The organism is Mucilaginibacter litoreus (assembly GCF_042676805.1).
Classification (GTDB): Bacteria; Bacteroidota; Bacteroidia; order Sphingobacteriales; family Sphingobacteriaceae; genus Mucilaginibacter; species Mucilaginibacter litoreus.
Genome location: NZ_JBHTHZ010000001.1, coordinates 141910 through 159270 on the forward strand (window position 1 = coordinate 141910; position 17361 = coordinate 159270).

Sequence of the window (17361 nt, forward strand, 5' to 3'; positions counted from 1 at the left end):
CGTAGCAGCGTAACAGATTTGATGTAGCGGTTGTTAATGATACATTTGCAAAATCCAATTAAAACCCTTTATGTATGACCGTTTATAGCACCTTTGAAACCGAACACCGTGTACGCCCGGATGATATTGACATGTTTCAGCATGTGCATAACAGCAAATACTTTGACTATGTGCTGGCCGCACGTTATGAGCAAATGGACCGCTTTTACGGCATGAGCATGGAAAAGTTTATGCAACGCGGTTTTGGCTGGGTAGTACGTACCGCGCATGTTGATTATAAGCGAGCCCTTACTATGGGTGAGTATTTTACTGTACGCACCGGCATCGAAAAAATTAATGACAAAGGTTGCCGTGTTGCCTTTACCTTAACCAGCAAGGCCACCGGAAAAGTTTGCTGCGACGGCTATTTTGATTATGTAATGATTGATATGCAAACCGGGCGCGGTGTAAAAATACCGGAAGATGTTATTGAGCATTATGGGATATAGTGAAGTTTAGAGCCATGGAAAACCATTATCACACATTTAATCCAGATAATCATTTACAACCTGAGTTTGATAAAATTACGTTTAACAAGCTCAAGGGTTGGGAATTAGGCTGGGAATTATTGTCGGCAATTGACATATTAGAACCTGGGCAAGACGAAACAGAACTTACCAAGCGATTTTCGCCAGGTCAAAAATGCCTTTACTTCTTTTGGTATTTAGATGCTCAGGTAACAAACGGAGGTTTTATACAATTTTATGCTAATGGATACCATAAGTATTTAGCGGCTATATTAAGTGGCATTGACTTAATAAATGACCAAAAACTTGCAAGCTTATTAAAAAAGGCCGATGCAGAATATTTGCAAAATCAAAGATTATTCAGCAATTGTGACATTAGTGAAATTTACAAGAAACTACCTGCTTATTACAGGCTGGATCAGCTGTATAATGAGCTACATGACAACACAATGGATTTGATTGAGCAATATGCAAAGCAAAATCCCGAACAATTTGTGCGTTTAATATAAACTATTTTTAAAAATCAACAGAATATCTTGTAGAAATACGCAGGTATGGGTAGCGCTTATTTACAGGGTCATGCACATCATACTTGCCCCTCAAAAAGAAATAACCAGGCTCTGCAGCCAATGACAAACTTTTGTTAAATGCATAGCGTACCTCGCTGGTTACAGTATGTAAAAAATAATGCGACTTATTACCATTGACCGTATAAAGCCATCCGCCGCGATAATTAATGCTTGCAAAAAATTTATTTATGACGTCCAGACTTGCTCCCCCGTTGATGCTGAACCCGGAGGTATAATCGTAATTGCGCCCGTTAGACATGTAAGTATTGGGCACAGCAGCCAATAATACCGGGCCCGCCCCTACGTTTGTATTTACCGTTATTTTTTTGCTGATATCAAACGCAGAGAATAAATTGGCCTTTACACTTTGCGCGCCGTAGAAGAAGGCCTCATTACTGATGTAATCATAATTGGCGGATAATATTACCAAATGTTGCAGCGACTTACTTGATTTGATTTCCCAGCCTGCGAGTGAACCATATACGCTTAGTAAGTTAACAAGCGAACTATCATCCTGCCCTACTTCAACATTAATAAAAATATTACTAAAGGGCGTACGATAATCTTTATAGCGGTTACCATACATTAGTTTGGCCCTGCCAAACCAGCCGGTTTTACCATCACCGTTGCCATTACCTGTTATACTACTAAATCGACGCGCACCCAAATCAAATTCTGCCGATACCTGCGAAGAATCCCTGTCGCGCGGATTGCCGTATACCTTGCCCCAACGGCCATCAAGTAAACGGTTAAGGCCATTCATCGGGTTGGCTAAAAATGCAGCTATTTCCTCCATCTGCCGGCCAAAGCCCCTATGCCGGTTATTTACAATTTTATTAGACAGACGATAACTCATCTCCCCTAACACTATCCCTCCAAAGCTGGTATTTATAAAGTCGTTAGGTGATGGCCTTTCGTTTTCTCCAAAAGTTTCCCAAAAGTAGCTGCCCGCAACAGCAGCCGGTACAGATTGCCAGAAATTATACCCATTGCTGCGGAAAGAACTAAAATAGAGACTGCCCTGGTAGGGATGGCCGAATTGATTAGTACGAAATATATCTTTATCCCACGACCAACTACCAGGGTTTAAATTACGTGCGATGGTTGATCCTGTTACCCTTGCATAAGGCGCGTCTGCAATGAACCTGTTGTAACTAAAAGGGATAACCTGAGCCAGCCCCCACTCGGCCGCTGCCCGGCCAAAGCGCTTTGTTTTAGGCGGTACCGGTCCAAAAAAAGGTGTGCGTTGCCTTATAACCGGCGGCACTGTATCTACAATTAACTTTTTTGCATCTTGTGCGGTTTGTGCAAAGGCATCTGCTGTAAAATAAATAATGCCACCTAATAACAGAACAATTGATCGGCTTAGTATTGATTTCAATATATGTAAAGTTAGGTTAAATCACCAAAAACAAAACGTATCCTTATTGTTAAGGCTTCAAATCACTATAATCACATTTGCTTAAAATAGTTTTACTAAAATTGTCATTTTTCAGCCTTTGCCATCTTTAAACTGCTGATCAGCGTTTTGCCTTTCAATAGCTGTATAAATTGATCAAAACTCAGTATAAGCATATCCAGACTGCCCTTTAGGTAGTGCAACAGCATTAGTCAATATTTAATTAAATAATTTTATTTCTAATAAAATCTAATCGGTATTTAAGGTTAACCAAAGTTTTTTATTTTTGAGAGGGCAAGTTATAACTGCGCATTTAAATCACTCATATACCACTTGGAGCCAACTGAAGACACTTTTCGCGATATTGTTAATTTATCGCCTTTCCCGGTTTATTTATGTTCAGGCGAGGATATGATTATTACCGTGGCCAATGATGCTACCTTAAAAGCATGGGGCCGAGACAGATCAGTAATTGGTAAAACCTTTTCTGAAGCTTTACCCGAACTGCACGACCAGCCTTTTTTAGGTTACCTGCAGGGTGTTTATCATACGGGCATTCCTTACCACAGCGATATTGCAAGGGTAGATATTATGATAAATGGAGGGTTAGAAACCTTTTACTATAAATTCACCTACCTGCCTATGCGAAATGGGGCGGGCAAAATTTACGGGGTAGCAGCTTTTAATACCGAGGTTACCGACCTTGAACGCGCCAAACAGGAACTCGAAGAAAGCCGTATGGCCTTATATAACCTGGTTCGCCAAGCCCCTGTAGGTATATGTATTATACGTTCCGCCGATCTGATAGTGGACGTTGTGAATGAATCATACCTTGAGCTTGTTGGGAAAAATCGCAAAGAAGTAGAAGGCCGTAATATATGGGATGCTGTGCCCGAAGCCAAAGAATGGTATGCGCCAATAATGGATAGCGTTATTACCACCGGTATCCCTTATGTGGCAAAAGAGGCGGAGCTGATATTGGTACGCAACGGCTTACCGGAAGTTGTTTTTGTTGATTTTGTATATGAGCCTGTACGACATTTTGACGGCCTGATCAATGCGGTTATGGTTATAGCCATAGATGTTACCGACAAAGTGGTTGTACGCCGTAATATAGAAGATATTGAAGAGCGTAACAGGCTTGCCATAGAGGCAGCCGAAATTGGAACGTTTGATTATAATATACTTACCCAGCAAACTGTAACATCAGACCGATTCAATCATATTTTTGGGTTTGATGTACCTGTGCCCCACCGGATGCTGCTGGATGCTATACATACAGATGACAAAAACATACGGGATAACGCACACGAAGAAGCCTTTAAAAGCGGTAAGCTATATTATGAGGCGCGCATAATTCATCCCGACGATTCTTTACACTGGATACGTGTGCAGGCAAAAGTGTATTTCGATCAGGAAAACAAGCCTGTACGTATGCTGGGGACTGTACTGGATATTACTGAGTTTAAACGACTGCAGCAACAAAAGGACGATTTTATCAGCGTTGCCAGTCATGAGTTAAAAACGCCAATGACATCCCTTAAAGCCTCTATCCAGATATTGGATAAGTTGATCAAAACAAATGGCAATCCGCAAACAGTATCCGTGTTTGTAGAAAAATCAAACTCCAGTTTAAATAAGATGCAGCATCTTGTAGAAAGCCTGCTTAATGTTTCCCGGATCAGCAGCGGCCATCTCGATCTGGTAAAATCGTCGTTTAATGTTGCTGATATGATAAACGAAAGCTGTGATTATGTGCGTTTAGCAGGCGATCATGAGATCATTATAAATGGAGATAAGAATGTTACAGTTAATGCCGATAAGCAAAAAATTGAGCAGGTTGTAGTTAACTTTGTGAATAATGCTGTTAAATACGCGCAGCATTCAAAACAAATCATAATAGATATTGCCAAGCGCAGCAAAACACTCAAAATATCAGTACAGGATTTTGGTGAAGGTATACCTTATGATAAGATCCCACATTTGTTTGAACGTTATTACCGAGTAGATTCTACCGGTTTACAATACTCGGGCCTGGGTTTGGGCTTATATATCAGTGCCGAGATTGTAGAACGACACAGCGGAAAAATAGGTGTAAACAGCGAGGCCGGCCGTGGAAGCACATTTTGGTTTACCTTACCCCTGGATTAAATAAAACACCTTTTTATGTTTTCGTAATGACAAACGATTTGCAGCATGTGACTAATTTTGAGCTGTAATTTGCAATATGTTAAGAAACACTTTGTCACTCCTGTTAATATTGTTAAGCCTCCATAGCACATTTGCACAAAACCAATGGGCATTAAAATCCAACACTGATGGCATTAAGATTTATACGGCTACTGTGGCCGATTCTAAATTTAAAGCGCTAAAGGTTGAGTGTGATTATGATGCCAGCCTATCGCAAATTGTGGCTGTTTTGCTTGATGTAAATACCTGTACCGAATGGGTTTATCATACCAAATCTGTCAAATTGCTTAAACAACCATCTCCTGCAGAAGTTTACTATTACTCTGAAGTGAGCCTGCCCTGGCCAGCATCTAACCGTGACTTTATAGCACATCTTACGGCACATCAGGATGCGGAAACCAAGATTGTAACTGTTGATGGCCCGGCAGTAAATGGCCTTATGCCACCCAAAAATGGTATTGTACGTGTTACCGAATCAACCGGCAAGTGGATCATCACCCCTGTTACCAAAAATCAGGTTAAAGTGGTTTATACATTGCATGTAAACCCGGCAGGCAGCCTGCCTGCATGGTTGGTAAACATGTTTGCATCAGAGGGCCCTACACAAAGTTTTAAGGGCTTAAGAGCGCAGCTTAAAAAGCCAAAGTATGCGAATGCAACCCTGCCGTTTATAGTCAATTACTGATTTGTAGTATATTCAAGCTTTCCCGCTATCATTTTTTCTTTTTCTGTCATTACCCGGGTTTATTCAGAAATTATTTGTTATTGGCTGATAAACTGCTTTATCTGTCGTTTTGAGGAAATATGCGTATAGTTTTCACATACCTGCCGGCATAGTAACTATTAAATGGAGTTATAACTACACCTTTTCCTTTGCCTGATGTAGAATGTATAAAAGATACAGTATCACCAGGCTTGGATACAACTATACCCATGTGGCCTACTTCCCTGTCGGTACTATCGGTACCGGTAAATAATATCAGGTCGCCGGGTTTTGCATTACTGATCTTCACTTCATGATCAACATGCACAAAATCAAATGAGCGGCGCGGTACTTTTATACCAAAGTGGTTAAAAACATAAGTGATAAAGCCGGAACAATCAAACCCCTCGGCAGGGTCGGTAGATGCGTACTTATAAGGAGTGCCTTTAAGTGTATTTGCAAACGTCACAAGTTGTTCAGGGCAAAGATTACCTATGGGCACTTTGGTAAAATACCCTGCGCTATCGGGTATGGCTGATGGTAAGGTATCGCGCTTTCCGCCGATTACGGTATCGCCTGTTTGGGTAATCACATAATCGGGCCTGCGCGGTTCGCCGCAACTGGCACATAACCCTAATACAAATAATAACAGGTATTTATATCGCATAAATATAGATACAATACCAAAGCGATTTTAGTTTGACCGTGTGCCTTAAACAAAAAAAGGCGGGCAACTTTTCAATTACCCGCCTTAGTATAAAACAATAAACACTTATAAAGTAGCCATATCAATCACAAAGCGGTAGCGCACATCTCCTTTAAGCATCCGCTCATAAGCATTTGTGATATCTTTGATATCTATAAGTTCGATGTCAGACACGATATTATGCTCTGCGCAGAAATCAAGCATCTCCTGAGTTTCAGGTATACCCCCGATGCCTGATCCGGCAAGGCTTTTACGGCCATCCAGCAAACTAAAGGCAGCTACCTGAGCTGGCTCGGGCGGAACGCCAACACAGATCATGGTACCGTTAGTTTTTAACAGCGACAGGTACATATTAAAATCATGCGGTGCTGAAACGGTATCTAAAATAAAATCGAAGGTACCTTTAGCGGCTTTAACTTGCTCGGGGTCTTTAGTTACTACAAAATGGTGTGCGCCCAGTTTCCTGGCGTCTTCTTCCTTATTTGGCGATGTGCTTAATACCGTTACATCGGCACCAAAGGCAACACCAAATTTTACTGCCATGTGCCCAAGGCCGCCAAGGCCTAATACTGCAAGTTTATGCCCTGTACCAACTTTCCAGTGCTTTAACGGCGAATAAGTAGTGATACCAGCACACAGCAAAGGTGCTGTAGCGGCAAGATCCAATTTATCAGAAATATGCAGTACAAACTCCTCGCGCACTACAATAGTGTTTGAGTAGCCTCCGTAAGTAGGCCTCGAGCCATCACGCTCCATGCTGTTATAGGTTTGGGTATTGCCTTCAAGGCAATATTGCTCAAGACCCTGTTTACAGTTTTCGCAAACCTGGCAAGAGTCAACCATGCAACCTGTAGCAGCCAGATCGCCTACTTTAAATTTTTTAACGTGGTCGCCCACTTTTACCACACGGCCTACAATTTCATGGCCGGGTACCATCGGGAAAATGCCTTCAAACCAATCATTTTTGATCTGGTGAAGATCTGAGTGGCACACGCCACAGTATAAAATATCAAATTGCACATCATGAGGACCAACCTCCCGACGGTCGAAGTCCCACGGTGCCAGATCAGTCTGAGCGTCTTGCGCTGCATATCCTTTAGCCTGAATCATAAAGTTAGTTTTTTAAAGGTAAGTTTTCGTAATGCTATATTAATACAAACGGACTGCAAAAATGTAATCTTCATGCAATAATGAGTAATTGGTTATTATTATGTGTATTTTTAAAAGTAAGAAGTGCCAATTAATATCACTTAAGGCATTGAAAACTGGCTTAAGCTTTGTAGGGTTTTGTTTATGAAAATATCATTTGACGTAACCCAAGAGCAACTACAGCAATTATTAAATGTTACAAAAGATCAGCCCAACCTATCTGAAATTCATACCCACATTTTGGATGCTATAGCCAATGCAGACGACGAGCAACGCGATGAGGTTTCAAAAGAGGGAGACAATGCAATTATTGACCGGTTTGAATAGATGAGCTTTTAAGTAGATTGCTTTAATACATTGAAAGCTCAATGACAATCTCTTCTACCGGGCAAGCTTGTAAGGCACTGCGGCATAAACTTTTTAATTGTCAGTTATTTAAAAGTGCTTAAACCGTTTACTATAAGCATATAAATGCAAAAACAGCCTCCGTTAAAGAGGCTGTTTTGCGGCATTAAAGTGATAAGGTTTAGAATATACAATTCTTAGTTTAAAGTACCGGTAAAGGTAAAGTCGGGATGTTCCACACTTTTAAACTGGCCTAAAATCTGGCCGTTTGCCGAATTGATGTAGTAATCAAGCGTAAAATGATCAACATCAAGGCGTTGTTGTGTAAGCGGGGCCATATTATCTTTAATGAGTGATGCATTGCCAGACAAATTAGCGGCAGTAAATTTGTACACTCCATCTGTTGTCTTACTATAACTGTAAGGGAAATCAGCCAAAAATTTGTTTTGCCCCTGGTAGATATCAAGTGTTATAGTCATTTTGCTGCTAAAGGTATCGAAGACACATTGCATCCTATCCATACGCAAGCCGTAACGCCCAGCTAACATGGCAGCGGCCGCTTGTGCGCGCCTTGTTACAAAATCGCTACCCCAGCCAGCATAATTTGTTGCATCAGGCACAATGATATTGTTGTAACTTACACCAATAAGCAGGTGCAGGGGTAATATGGGTGTTGGTGATGATTGTATAACAACCTTTTTACCGTCCACCTCGGCATAAAACTCCTTTTTGGTGCTATCCCAAGTCAGGTTATAAATCTTTTTACCCTCATATTCAACCGGTTGCTGTAAGGTAATACCTGTAAGTGTAAAGGCAAATGCCGATGAACTTTGAGATATTACGCCATCTTTTAACCAGTTAAGTGTAAACACTTTGGTACCAATATTAATAGAAGTCTGTATTTTGGTATCATCACCCAGTTGTACAAACAAGTTAGTATTGGCATCAGTATAATCCAAAACATCATGAATAAGGACGTTAAGAACCTTGTTATTATAAGCTTCCTCCTGTTGTGCGGTAGCTTTTATCAATATCAGTTTACTATCAAGCAAATTGCCATGTAAAGTAATTGTATCACCTTTTATTTCCTCGAAGCTAAATTCAAAGTCAGAATATAAACCCCAACCGGCTACACCACCATTAACTTCAGGAGTAGGATCTGCAAGTATGTGCATATAGTTGTAGGTATCAAACAATAACGATGGCGCCAGTACAGATTTTAAACGGTAACTGCTCTCAAATCCATTCTGTGTTGATTCATCACTGATATCTGCCAGCATGGTAACCCGGTTTTTATCATTAAATTTTAAAAAAAACGAGAAACCGCCACCGCCCTGGGGATACAGATAGCCTATCCAACCATTTTTGCTCCCGGTAAGCGCAGTTTCATACTCCTTTAGTTTAGCCTCGGTGCGCTCCTCAGGACGCTCTCCCGGCGCAGGGTCCACCTGTCCCTTTCTGCAACTGGTAAACAAAGCCAGCGAAAGGGATATATATATTAAAAGTTTTTTCATGTTATTATTGTTAATTTAATGTACCGATCATGTATGAGCTGGCATCGTCAACCTTGTAAAATGCTCCAAATGCTCCTTTCGCCCCTTTTGAGCCTGGCACCAAGTTGGGCGCCCAGTCAAACCGGAACTGGTTGTTCTTAATGTAATTATCAACCGCCGTCATGGCATTTTTAATAAAAGCCATATTAGCATAAGTAACGTCTGTTGGTTGTACAGATAATGGTTCAAGTTTAACAAGGCCGGTTGTATTAGGATCAAAATCCATAAAGTAATCAGTATCCCCGTAATAAGTAGTAGAACCATCACCGCTGGTAAAATAATACCGCAGCGTCATGATATGATTTGCCTTAAAGGTCATGTCATATTTGGTAAGTACGAAACCCATATTTCCAAGCGCTGTTTTTGCGGTATTCCAGTTTGCTAAAAACTCGGCTGATTGTGGTGTCTCAGTCAGCGGGCTTGAAGCAAATGTGGTGTAGGTGTTACCCGGCCCTATAGAATTAGCCAAAATTACAGGGGCAGTGTTTTCAACGGCATCTGTAACGGCTTGCTGTAAAGCATAAAAATCAATACCCCAGGCGGTTTTAAAATACTCAACCACCAACTGCTCCTTTTTGCGGAGCTTGGTACGCGGATCTAAAGGCAAAGCGTTTACTATATTATTGTACTCATAACTGCCCATCATCAGCATATTTGCAACCATTTCTGCAAAATCTTCAATAGGGTTACTGCGCGAGTACTGAGTGATAAAGCCCAGCGCGCGGGCATCGTCAAGCGATGGTATGTTCCAGTTTGCAGTGTAATCAGCTTTAGTTACCAAACTAAATGCCGGATCGAAAGCCACCTTTTGGTTAAGGATGTGGGTAAACTCATGCTGTATTACCTGTATCATCTGCTTAACGTTCTGTGTATTGCTTTTATCAAAATTATTGATAACGTACAATACAATTTTACGGCCTCCCTCAGCGGTACCCAAAGTAATTGTCCCATCACCATTGAATTCAGGGCTACCCACCAGCACAAATTGTTTAGGCGCGTTTATTTTCATGAAGTCTTTCCCGCCTACACTTTCATAAGTGCTTATCCATACATCTTTTACGGTTTGCATGGCAGGGATTACCTGGCTTTCTAAAGGCGGTGTCATGTCTTTTGAAAGATTAAGTTCAAAGGCATCCCACCTGTATTTTACTTCAATGTTGTAGGGTACTACAAAGTTTTCGTCAATCCACCGGTCAAGGTCAGTCTTGGCAGACTGATTCCTGTCAATGGCATCAAGATTGGCATGTAAGGTGCCCTCTTTTTTGCAAGAGCTTGCAGCCGTTATTAGCATGATCAGCAAGCTTACTATGTATATCTTTTTCATTTTCTTTAATTATGAATGCTTATTATCTTGGGTTTAAAGGAACGCCTGATAGTTCTACTTCCTGTGGTAACTGGAATAAACGGCGTGGATCCTCCGGCTCAAGCGTTACATAGGTATCGGTATTGTTAACCGCCTTTATATTATGCACTACCGGTAATTTAAGCCTGATGATGTCCAACCAGCGCAAGCCTTCCTGTATAAATTCCGACTTTTTAAAATCAAGCGCTGTCTGAATAATACCTGCTTTCAGATCATCTGTATTATAAAACAGTTTTATTTTTTCAGGAGTGATGCTTTGGGTAGTGGCGTTATAATTACGTATGCGTGTGCTGGCAAAAGTATTAAGGTCTGCAATGGCTTCGGTATTTTTACCAAGATTTGCATATGCTTCAGCACGGTTTAGCAGTAACTCATCACCTGTAAACTGTGGCATAATAGTGTACGGAATACCAATATTTGCATTAGGGCTTGAGCGGATAAAAAGCTCTTTAAACTTAAGATAAGTATAGTTAGGGACACCGTATGAATACATTTTACGCCCGCTGAAGTTAGTGCCGGTAACGTTGGTTTCTCCCTGCTCATTATTTAAATTAAGGCCCATACCATATCTGTAGGATGAATTATTACGTGCCCAAACAGATGGGGCTTCTGTTAAAAGTAAATTTGAATTTTCGGAAGCCTGGGTAAACAAAATCTGCATTTCGTTTGCAGAGGCATCATAGTATTTGGTAGACCATGGGCGGATGTTAGCAGCAAAGCTATTACCTGGAAATGCAGCTGTAGCGTATTGTACCACCTTATCATACTCGCGCTTGAAAAGATAAAACCTTGCAGCAAAAGCATAAGCGGCAGCCTGATTAAAATGATATTTAGGTACACGATAAGCGCTGTTTTTAATCAGAGGCAAACCTTCGGTAAGATCTTTTTCTATAAGAGCGTAGGTTGATGCCACAGTACCACGGTCATATTGTTTAAATACAACTTTTTCCGGCGTCAGGACATATGGTATACCCGGCGAATCGTTAGCTGTGGCAGGATCATATACCTTTGAGTACAGCACAACAAGCATAAAATGTGCATAAGCCCTTGCTAAAAGCGCCTCGCCTTTATAAGGCAGATATTCTGTTGGATCTGGTGCTTTTGCAATGGCATCAAGCGCAGCGTTTGCAGCAGCAATTGCGGCATAACTTGCATTCCAGTAATAAGTAGGCGTACCGGTATCGCGGCCCTGAACATCCTGCCACAGATATGCATCCTGGTTTGGAGGATCAAGCGTGCCTACATTAACGCCTTTGTCTTCTGCGTTATCAGAAGCGGCCTCGGTAAAGGTTGCATAATCTGCTTGCGGATAGGCCGTTGCCAATATCTCACTGACTTTTTCTACTGTATTCAGCTGCGTACGCTGATCGGGCACCTGCTCCAGAAACTTCTTACACGATGAGGCAGAAGTAAGCATAAGTGCAGATAAAAATATAATAGTGTATTTACTTTTCATGATATGATATATCTTAAAATCCTACTTTAAGTGATAGTGTGAACTGACGCGGAATCGGCAAAGCCACCCCCCCTGCACCAAAAAACTCCGGATCCTGGCCATTCAGATCTTTATCGGCATATATCAGCCAAACGTTATTCGCAATCAGGGAAAGCGATCCATTCTTAAAGCCAACTTTTTTGATCAGGTCAGGAGAAAAGAAATACCCGAATGATACTTGCTTTAAGCGTACAAATCCACCGTCAGCTACACGTGCTGTTGAGTAGTTATAGTTATTGTATGGATAGCCGTCGAGCTGGCCAACTTCGCGTGCGCTAAGTATTGATGGTATGTTTGTTCTTGTCTCGTCGCCAGGCATTACCCAACGGTTAAGAAACACTGATGACATAGCATCCAAGTCGTTATAGCTTGATTTAAATATAGGGTTAAGCCTAACTTTATTACCTGCACTAAAGGTTACTAAGGCAGATAAAGTAAAGTTTTTATACTTAACGGAGTTATAGTAACCACCTGTAAAAGTAGGATCAACAGGGCCTTCATATTTAAGGTGTTGCGTTTGGTCGCTTTGCAGATAAACGTTTGTGCTGCGGTCGCCATTCTCATTAATAAAATAAGGAACACCATTGTTATGATCGAGCCCTACATAATCAATTGAGAATAAACCACGCTGAGGATATCCTTCAAGAGCGCCCCCATCCGGGTTTACCAGATTAAATATGTTTGGCTTGTTTTTAAGGTTGGTGATTTTGCTTGTGTTATGCGCAAAAGTCAACTGCGTGTTCCAGCTCCAGTCCTTTTGTTTCAGGATGGCTGCACCAAGCGTTACCTCTATACCTCTTGAGCGCATATCGGCATAGTTGGCCACCTTTGTTTCTTCGCCACCAATACCCGAGGTACGGATAAGGCCTATAAGGTCAAAACCACGGCGATCATATACATCAACTGTCAGCGTAAGGCGATCATGCAGAAAGCCAAGGTCTGCACCAATATTAAGCTCTTTTTGCTTTTCAAAGGTCAGCTCAGAGTTTTCCAGGCCGGCAATATATAATACGGTTTCTTTTTCAGTAGCATACGGGCGGTTAGTGTTACGTGCCTGTAAAAACAAACTTGAGTTTGTTGCAGGGCCCATACTGGCTGTTAAACCATAAGTAGCGCGCAGGGTAGCCCTGTTAAGAATGTTGGTTACCTTAGAGCCTTGCATGAATGGTTCGGTATCGATATTCCAGGCACCAGACACATTCCAGGTTGGTAACCAACGAGCAGTGCGTGATTCGCCAAGCAGATTAGATCCGTCGTAACGGCCTGTAGCATTCAGGCTGTATTTGCCTTTGTATGAGTAAGCTGCACGCATCTGATAGTTCAGGTAGCGCTCATAGCTGTAGTTCATACTGTAATAGTTAAAGTTAGACTCAACGTTTTGTTTAACGATATTGGGATCAACAAAAGGAACACCGCCCTGATCGTATTGGTAACCATAACCATCAAAAGTTTTATGCTGCCTGTTAATGTACCTTAACTCCTGCGCGGCATAAATATTCAGCAAGTGATCCTGCTTAATGGTCTTGTTCCATTCCAGTGCATTACGGAAGTAATAGTTAGTGATGTTATCATCAACGGTATTATAAAAACCACCATACGGCAATACGCTTACCGGCAGTGCGTTTGGATCATCCGGGTTACGGTATAAAAAGCGGTTGCTGTTGATAATAGTAGCATTTTGCTCGGCAATACCTGCACGGTAAGCCTGCGCCTGGTTAGAGTTTTCAGTTACTTTGTGCTCCTGGTTGGTTTTGGCAAAGCGGTAAGCTCCGTCGAATGAATATTGCAGTTCTTTAATGATCTTGTATTTCAAACCACCCTGTCCTTTAAAGTCAATCTGGGTCAAGCCAAGGGTATTATTCTGAAGTTCATGAATAATATTGAACGGGGCGTAATCTCTGGTAAAGTATTCCAATTTACCGTTCTCGTCATAAGGGGTAATTACCCTGCTTGTATTGATCGCGTAGCTAAAAGGATTAATGTCAAAGTCGCGGTCGTACTGGCCAAACACCGGGTTACTTAAACGGCCCAGGGTACCAGGTGCCACCTGATCACGCACAGAACCCTGTGTAAGTAACTCAAACGAAAGCTTATCATTTACCTTAAATGTACCGCGCAGATTACCTGTAAAACGTTTAACGTTATCGCCAATGGTCCAGCCGTTATCCTTTAAAAAACTGGTTGATGCATAAAATTGAGATTTCTCGGAACCTGATGATACGCTCAGTGAGTGTTCCATCATCAGTGAGTTTCTGAAAAGAACATCAAACCAATTGGTATTGGCATCAGCGTAACGCTGCAGATAAGCTTTTTGATCAGGAATAGTGTTGTTCAATGCATAGGTTTGGGTTACAGGATCAAACTTGTACATCTGGTTAAACATCTTGGTAAATACTCCACCACTTGCATTATTTGCGGTTGATGAGTGGTTTAACCAGCCTTTATTCTGCATTTCCAGGTATACGTTCATCTGGTCGGCAGAGTTCAGAATGTCATAATTACTGTAAGATGGTTTAAGATATGAGCTGAAGTTACCGGTATATGATATAACTGGCGCGCCTGATGTATTTTTACCTTTCTTGGTAGTTACTACAACCACACCGTTCATGGCGCGCGCGCCATACTGAGCAGTTGCGGCAGCATCCTTCAAAATAACGAAGCTTTCAATATCATCCGGGTTAAGGCCGGCTACAGATGAACCTACAAGCGTATTAGGATCGCCGGTTGAAAGTTGTTCATTAGAAATATTAACCACATCTTCAAGCACCACGCCGTCTACCACCCATAGCGGTTTGTTATCGCCATTAATTGAGGTAGCGCCACGCACCCTTATCTTTGGGGCAGCACCAAATGTACCTGATACGTTTTGCACCGATACCCCCGCTACGCGACCTTCAAGCATACGGCTTACATCTGTAATACCATCACGCTTTACTTCGCTGCCCTTTAAGGTAACTGCAGAACCTGTAAATAACTTACGGTCCAGGTTTTGGTAACCGGTTGCAACAACGCTGACCTCATTAAGGGCGGTGCTTTCTTCTTCAAGCTGAACATTGATAACCGGGCTTGCGCCTGTTACCTTAATCTCCTGAGATTTAAAGCCCATCATGGTAAAAACCAGTATGTCGCCTTCTTTAGCCCGAATAGAGAAGTCACCGTTAGCATTGGTGGCTACCCCTGTTTTAGTGCCCTTTATTGTAACGTTTACACCAGGCATAGGCTCAATACTATTTTTCTCTTTGGTTGTTACCTTACCCTTTACAATAATGTCTTCAACAGCATGCTTTATAACAGGTGCTTTTTTTAGAATAATGTTGTTGCCCAATACGGTGTAGTTAATACCGGCCTGAGGCAAATCTTTCAAAGCATCGTTAATGTTTGCAGGGCTATTATTTACAGCTACCGTAATGCTTTTGTTGACTTCTGCCCCATCATAAACAAAGTTTACGTGGTAGGTAGTTTCCAGCTTTTTAAGGTAGGGCCCAAGTTTTTCGGATTTGGCGCTCAGATTTTGTGCAATCAGATCGGCCCTTGCATTTACTGCAAGTAACATACCCGATAAAAAAATCTTGCAGAACCCTGCGGTTCGTCGTTTGTAGAGATTTTTAATCATAGTTTCAGTTTAATTGTACGAGATTTTAGTTATATAGATTTGTTTATTTGTTTCTGATAATAAGCCGGTTACTATGGCGGGTTATATTTATTGGATAGGTTTGCTCAAGGACGGTTATAACCTCATCAAGATTATTATTAATAAAATTGGCGTTAAATTTACCCAGCTTAGACAGATTAGTATCTGAAGTTATTTTAACACGGTAGTGGCTTTCAAGCTTACTGAATACGTTGGCAAGCGGCTCATCGATAAAATGCAATTCGCCGGTAAGCCACGAGTCGCTGTTTGAATTCTGGTTGCTGTAAGTGGTAAGCTGATTGCTTTTGATATCATAATTTGCTGCAACCCCGGCAACTAATACGGCCTTCGACTCCTCGTTGGCTAAAAACATAACACGGCCAGTTTTAACGTCCACGTTTATTGCGGCAGTTGTTTTACGGATGTTAAATGAGGTACCAAGTACCTGCACCGCTGTTTGATCCATTGAAACCGTAAATGGCCGTATAGAATCGTGCGCTATTTTAAAAAAAGCATTTCCATGCTTAAAGGCAATTGTACGTTTGTTTCCATTAAATTGTTCGGGATAGGAAACGGATGAGGCTGTATCCAGAAATATTTTAGATCCATCAGCAAGTAGAACAGAATCCTTTTTACCTGTGGTTATTTTGGTTATATACTTTGCACTATTTACCGGGTATTGACGGTATATGAAAAACACCAGCATAAACATGGCCGCAATGCCGGCAATCCACTTTATAATGCGTACACCTGTAGTTAGTGAGGAAGCTTCATGCTTATATTTATTATGATCTTCTAATTTACTACTCAAACGCTCAACTGCTGCATTTACATCAATATGCTTTAAAACGCGCGCCTCGGCTGACGCAAGCCACAGTGTTTGAATTTCCTGAAAATATTTTTCATTCTCAGCGCTTTGCGTTCTCCATTTAGTAACATTTTCCTGAAGCCGGGTATCATCAGGTGTATTTAGATGTTGAATTATAAGTAGTAACTGGTGTTCGGTAGATGACATTAATGTTCTATTTATCCTATAGACAATTAATGAGCATCCTTACCCCTAAATATTTTTATAAATTTTTAACAAAAAGTTTATATGATTAAACAAAGAATAATGTTTATAGCATTTTATTTTATTAAAACTAAAAATACACCTCCCTAAAACATTTTAAGCAATGCCGAGTATCAGTAAAATTGTTTTGTACTTATTAATGTCGATACCCAGGCCGCTTTCTGGTGTTAATATCTTTTTTCGGAGCACTTTTAAAGCATTTGCAATATGATTTTCTACCGTACGCTCACTTATGTTTAACTGTTCAGCTATTTCGCGGTATTTTAAACCATCAAAGCGGTTCATTTTAAAAACCTTTTTGCACTGCTCCGGCAACAGTTCAATCTGTTTATATATTAAAACCTTCAACTCGTTTTCGTGTAATTTCGAGTACACATCCTGCTCAGAAACCGTTTTACTTATACTGTCATGATGGCGTTGCAGATTTTTTTCGCGCTTGATGTAGTTAAGTGAGTTATTTATAACTATCCGCCCAAAATAAGATTTGATTGCACTTTGATCTTCGAGTATAAACGGTGCCTCCCAGAATTTAAGAAATACATCCTGTACAATATCCTCAGCTACTATAACATCTTTTACATACTGCAAAGCAAGCAATGTAAAAGTTTCAAAATGCTGCGCATATAACCTAGTAAAGTCTTTTTTATTAACAACGCCGGTATCAAGCCTCATCTGCAGTA

14 protein-coding genes are annotated in these 17361 nt (G+C 41.1%); 5 read left to right on the forward strand and 9 right to left on the reverse strand.

Annotated features, from left to right (window positions below):
- The first annotated feature begins 74 nt into the window (after nucleotides 1–74).
- The gene (locus tag ACFQZX_RS00640) at nucleotides 75–488 is read left to right on the forward strand and encodes an acyl-CoA thioesterase (protein WP_377110810.1); all 414 of its coding nucleotides are present in this window, start codon (nucleotides 75–77) and stop codon (nucleotides 486–488) included.
- Nucleotides 489–502: 14 nt separating this feature from the next.
- Complete coding sequence (locus ACFQZX_RS00645) at nucleotides 503–1015, forward strand: DMP19 family protein (RefSeq protein WP_377110811.1); 513 nt, start codon at nucleotides 503–505, stop codon at nucleotides 1013–1015.
- A 7-nt stretch (nucleotides 1016–1022) separates the two neighbouring features.
- On the opposite strand, the gene ACFQZX_RS00650 is transcribed toward ACFQZX_RS00645, so the two are convergent.
- Entirely contained in the window at nucleotides 1023–2456 is a 1434-nt protein-coding gene (locus ACFQZX_RS00650) for a DUF3943 domain-containing protein (RefSeq protein ID WP_377110812.1), read from the reverse strand.
- 351 nt (nucleotides 2457–2807) lie between these two features.
- Here ACFQZX_RS00650 and ACFQZX_RS00655 point away from each other — a divergent pair, with 351 nt between their 5' ends.
- Both ACFQZX_RS00655 and ACFQZX_RS00660 read left to right on the forward strand, forming a co-directional pair.
- On the forward strand, nucleotides 2808–4625 hold the full coding sequence (locus ACFQZX_RS00655) for a PAS domain-containing sensor histidine kinase (RefSeq protein ID WP_377110813.1): 1818 nt from the start codon (nucleotides 2808–2810) through the stop codon (nucleotides 4623–4625).
- A 76-nt stretch (nucleotides 4626–4701) separates the two neighbouring features.
- Nucleotides 4702–5349, forward strand: a complete 648-nt coding sequence (locus ACFQZX_RS00660) for an START domain-containing protein (RefSeq protein ID WP_377110814.1) — start codon at nucleotides 4702–4704, stop codon at nucleotides 5347–5349.
- A gap of 97 nt (nucleotides 5350–5446) precedes the next feature.
- On the opposite strand, the gene ACFQZX_RS00665 is transcribed toward ACFQZX_RS00660, so the two are convergent.
- Entirely contained in the window at nucleotides 5447–6034 is a 588-nt protein-coding gene (locus ACFQZX_RS00665; protein WP_377110815.1) for a C40 family peptidase, read from the reverse strand.
- 105 nt (nucleotides 6035–6139) lie between these two features.
- Entirely contained in the window at nucleotides 6140–7183 is a 1044-nt protein-coding gene (locus ACFQZX_RS00670) for an NAD(P)-dependent alcohol dehydrogenase (protein WP_377110816.1), read from the reverse strand.
- Nucleotides 7184–7366: 183 nt separating this feature from the next.
- Between ACFQZX_RS00670 and ACFQZX_RS00675 the strand changes: the two genes are divergently transcribed.
- Nucleotides 7367–7549 carry a hypothetical protein gene (locus ACFQZX_RS00675; protein WP_377110817.1) on the forward strand — a complete coding sequence of 61 codons (183 nt, stop codon included), beginning with the start codon at nucleotides 7367–7369 and terminating at the stop codon, nucleotides 7547–7549.
- Between the two features lie 215 nt (nucleotides 7550–7764).
- Here the strand turns inward: ACFQZX_RS00675 and ACFQZX_RS00680 are convergent, their stop codons facing one another.
- The 6 genes from ACFQZX_RS00680 to ACFQZX_RS00705 form a co-directional block, all read right to left on the reverse strand.
- The gene (locus ACFQZX_RS00680) at nucleotides 7765–9081 is read right to left on the reverse strand and encodes a DUF4302 domain-containing protein (RefSeq protein ID WP_377110818.1); all 1317 of its coding nucleotides are present in this window, start codon (nucleotides 9079–9081) and stop codon (nucleotides 7765–7767) included.
- A 10-nt stretch (nucleotides 9082–9091) separates the two neighbouring features.
- Nucleotides 9092–10444, reverse strand: coding sequence for a zinc-binding metallopeptidase (locus ACFQZX_RS00685; RefSeq protein WP_377110819.1), 1353 nt, complete (start codon nucleotides 10442–10444; stop codon nucleotides 9092–9094).
- 22 nt (nucleotides 10445–10466) lie between these two features.
- Complete coding sequence (locus tag ACFQZX_RS00690; RefSeq protein WP_377110820.1) at nucleotides 10467–11939, reverse strand: RagB/SusD family nutrient uptake outer membrane protein; 1473 nt, start codon at nucleotides 11937–11939, stop codon at nucleotides 10467–10469.
- A gap of 13 nt (nucleotides 11940–11952) precedes the next feature.
- Entirely contained in the window at nucleotides 11953–15531 is a 3579-nt protein-coding gene (locus ACFQZX_RS00695) for a SusC/RagA family TonB-linked outer membrane protein (protein ID WP_377110821.1), read from the reverse strand.
- Between the two features lie 103 nt (nucleotides 15532–15634).
- Nucleotides 15635–16624 (reverse strand): FecR family protein, encoded by a 990-nt coding sequence (locus ACFQZX_RS00700; protein WP_377110822.1) that lies wholly within the window; start codon nucleotides 16622–16624, stop codon nucleotides 15635–15637.
- Between the two features lie 153 nt (nucleotides 16625–16777).
- On the reverse strand, nucleotides 16778–17353 hold the full coding sequence (locus tag ACFQZX_RS00705; RefSeq protein ID WP_377110823.1) for an RNA polymerase sigma-70 factor: 576 nt from the start codon (nucleotides 17351–17353) through the stop codon (nucleotides 16778–16780).
- Between the last annotated feature and the right edge of the window lie 8 nt (nucleotides 17354–17361).

Excerpts from the sequence above, each read along its gene's own strand:
- ACFQZX_RS00675 (WP_377110817.1), top strand. The coding sequence starts at position 7,367 with ATGAAAATATCATTTGACGTAACCCAAGAGCAACTACAGCAATTATTA.
- ACFQZX_RS00680 (WP_377110818.1), bottom strand. The coding sequence starts at position 9,081 with ATGAAAAAACTTTTAATATATATATCCCTTTCGCTGGCTTTGTTTACC.
- ACFQZX_RS00670 (WP_377110816.1), bottom strand. The coding sequence starts at position 7,183 with ATGATTCAGGCTAAAGGATATGCAGCGCAAGACGCTCAGACTGATCTG.
- ACFQZX_RS00695 (WP_377110821.1), bottom strand. The coding sequence starts at position 15,531 with ATGTTACTTGCAGTAAATGCAAGGGCCGATCTGATTGCACAAAATCTG.
- ACFQZX_RS00690 (WP_377110820.1), bottom strand. The coding sequence starts at position 11,939 with ATGAAAAGTAAATACACTATTATATTTTTATCTGCACTTATGCTTACT.
- ACFQZX_RS00685 (WP_377110819.1), bottom strand. The coding sequence starts at position 10,444 with ATGAAAAAGATATACATAGTAAGCTTGCTGATCATGCTAATAACGGCT.
- ACFQZX_RS00705 (WP_377110823.1), bottom strand. The coding sequence starts at position 17,353 with ATGAGGCTTGATACCGGCGTTGTTAATAAAAAAGACTTTACTAGGTTA.
- ACFQZX_RS00640 (WP_377110810.1), top strand. The coding sequence starts at position 75 with ATGACCGTTTATAGCACCTTTGAAACCGAACACCGTGTACGCCCGGAT.
- ACFQZX_RS00700 (WP_377110822.1), bottom strand. The coding sequence starts at position 16,624 with ATGTCATCTACCGAACACCAGTTACTACTTATAATTCAACATCTAAAT.
- ACFQZX_RS00645 (WP_377110811.1), top strand. The coding sequence starts at position 503 with ATGGAAAACCATTATCACACATTTAATCCAGATAATCATTTACAACCT.
- ACFQZX_RS00665 (WP_377110815.1), bottom strand. The coding sequence starts at position 6,034 with ATGCGATATAAATACCTGTTATTATTTGTATTAGGGTTATGTGCCAGT.
- ACFQZX_RS00660 (WP_377110814.1), top strand. The coding sequence starts at position 4,702 with ATGTTAAGAAACACTTTGTCACTCCTGTTAATATTGTTAAGCCTCCAT.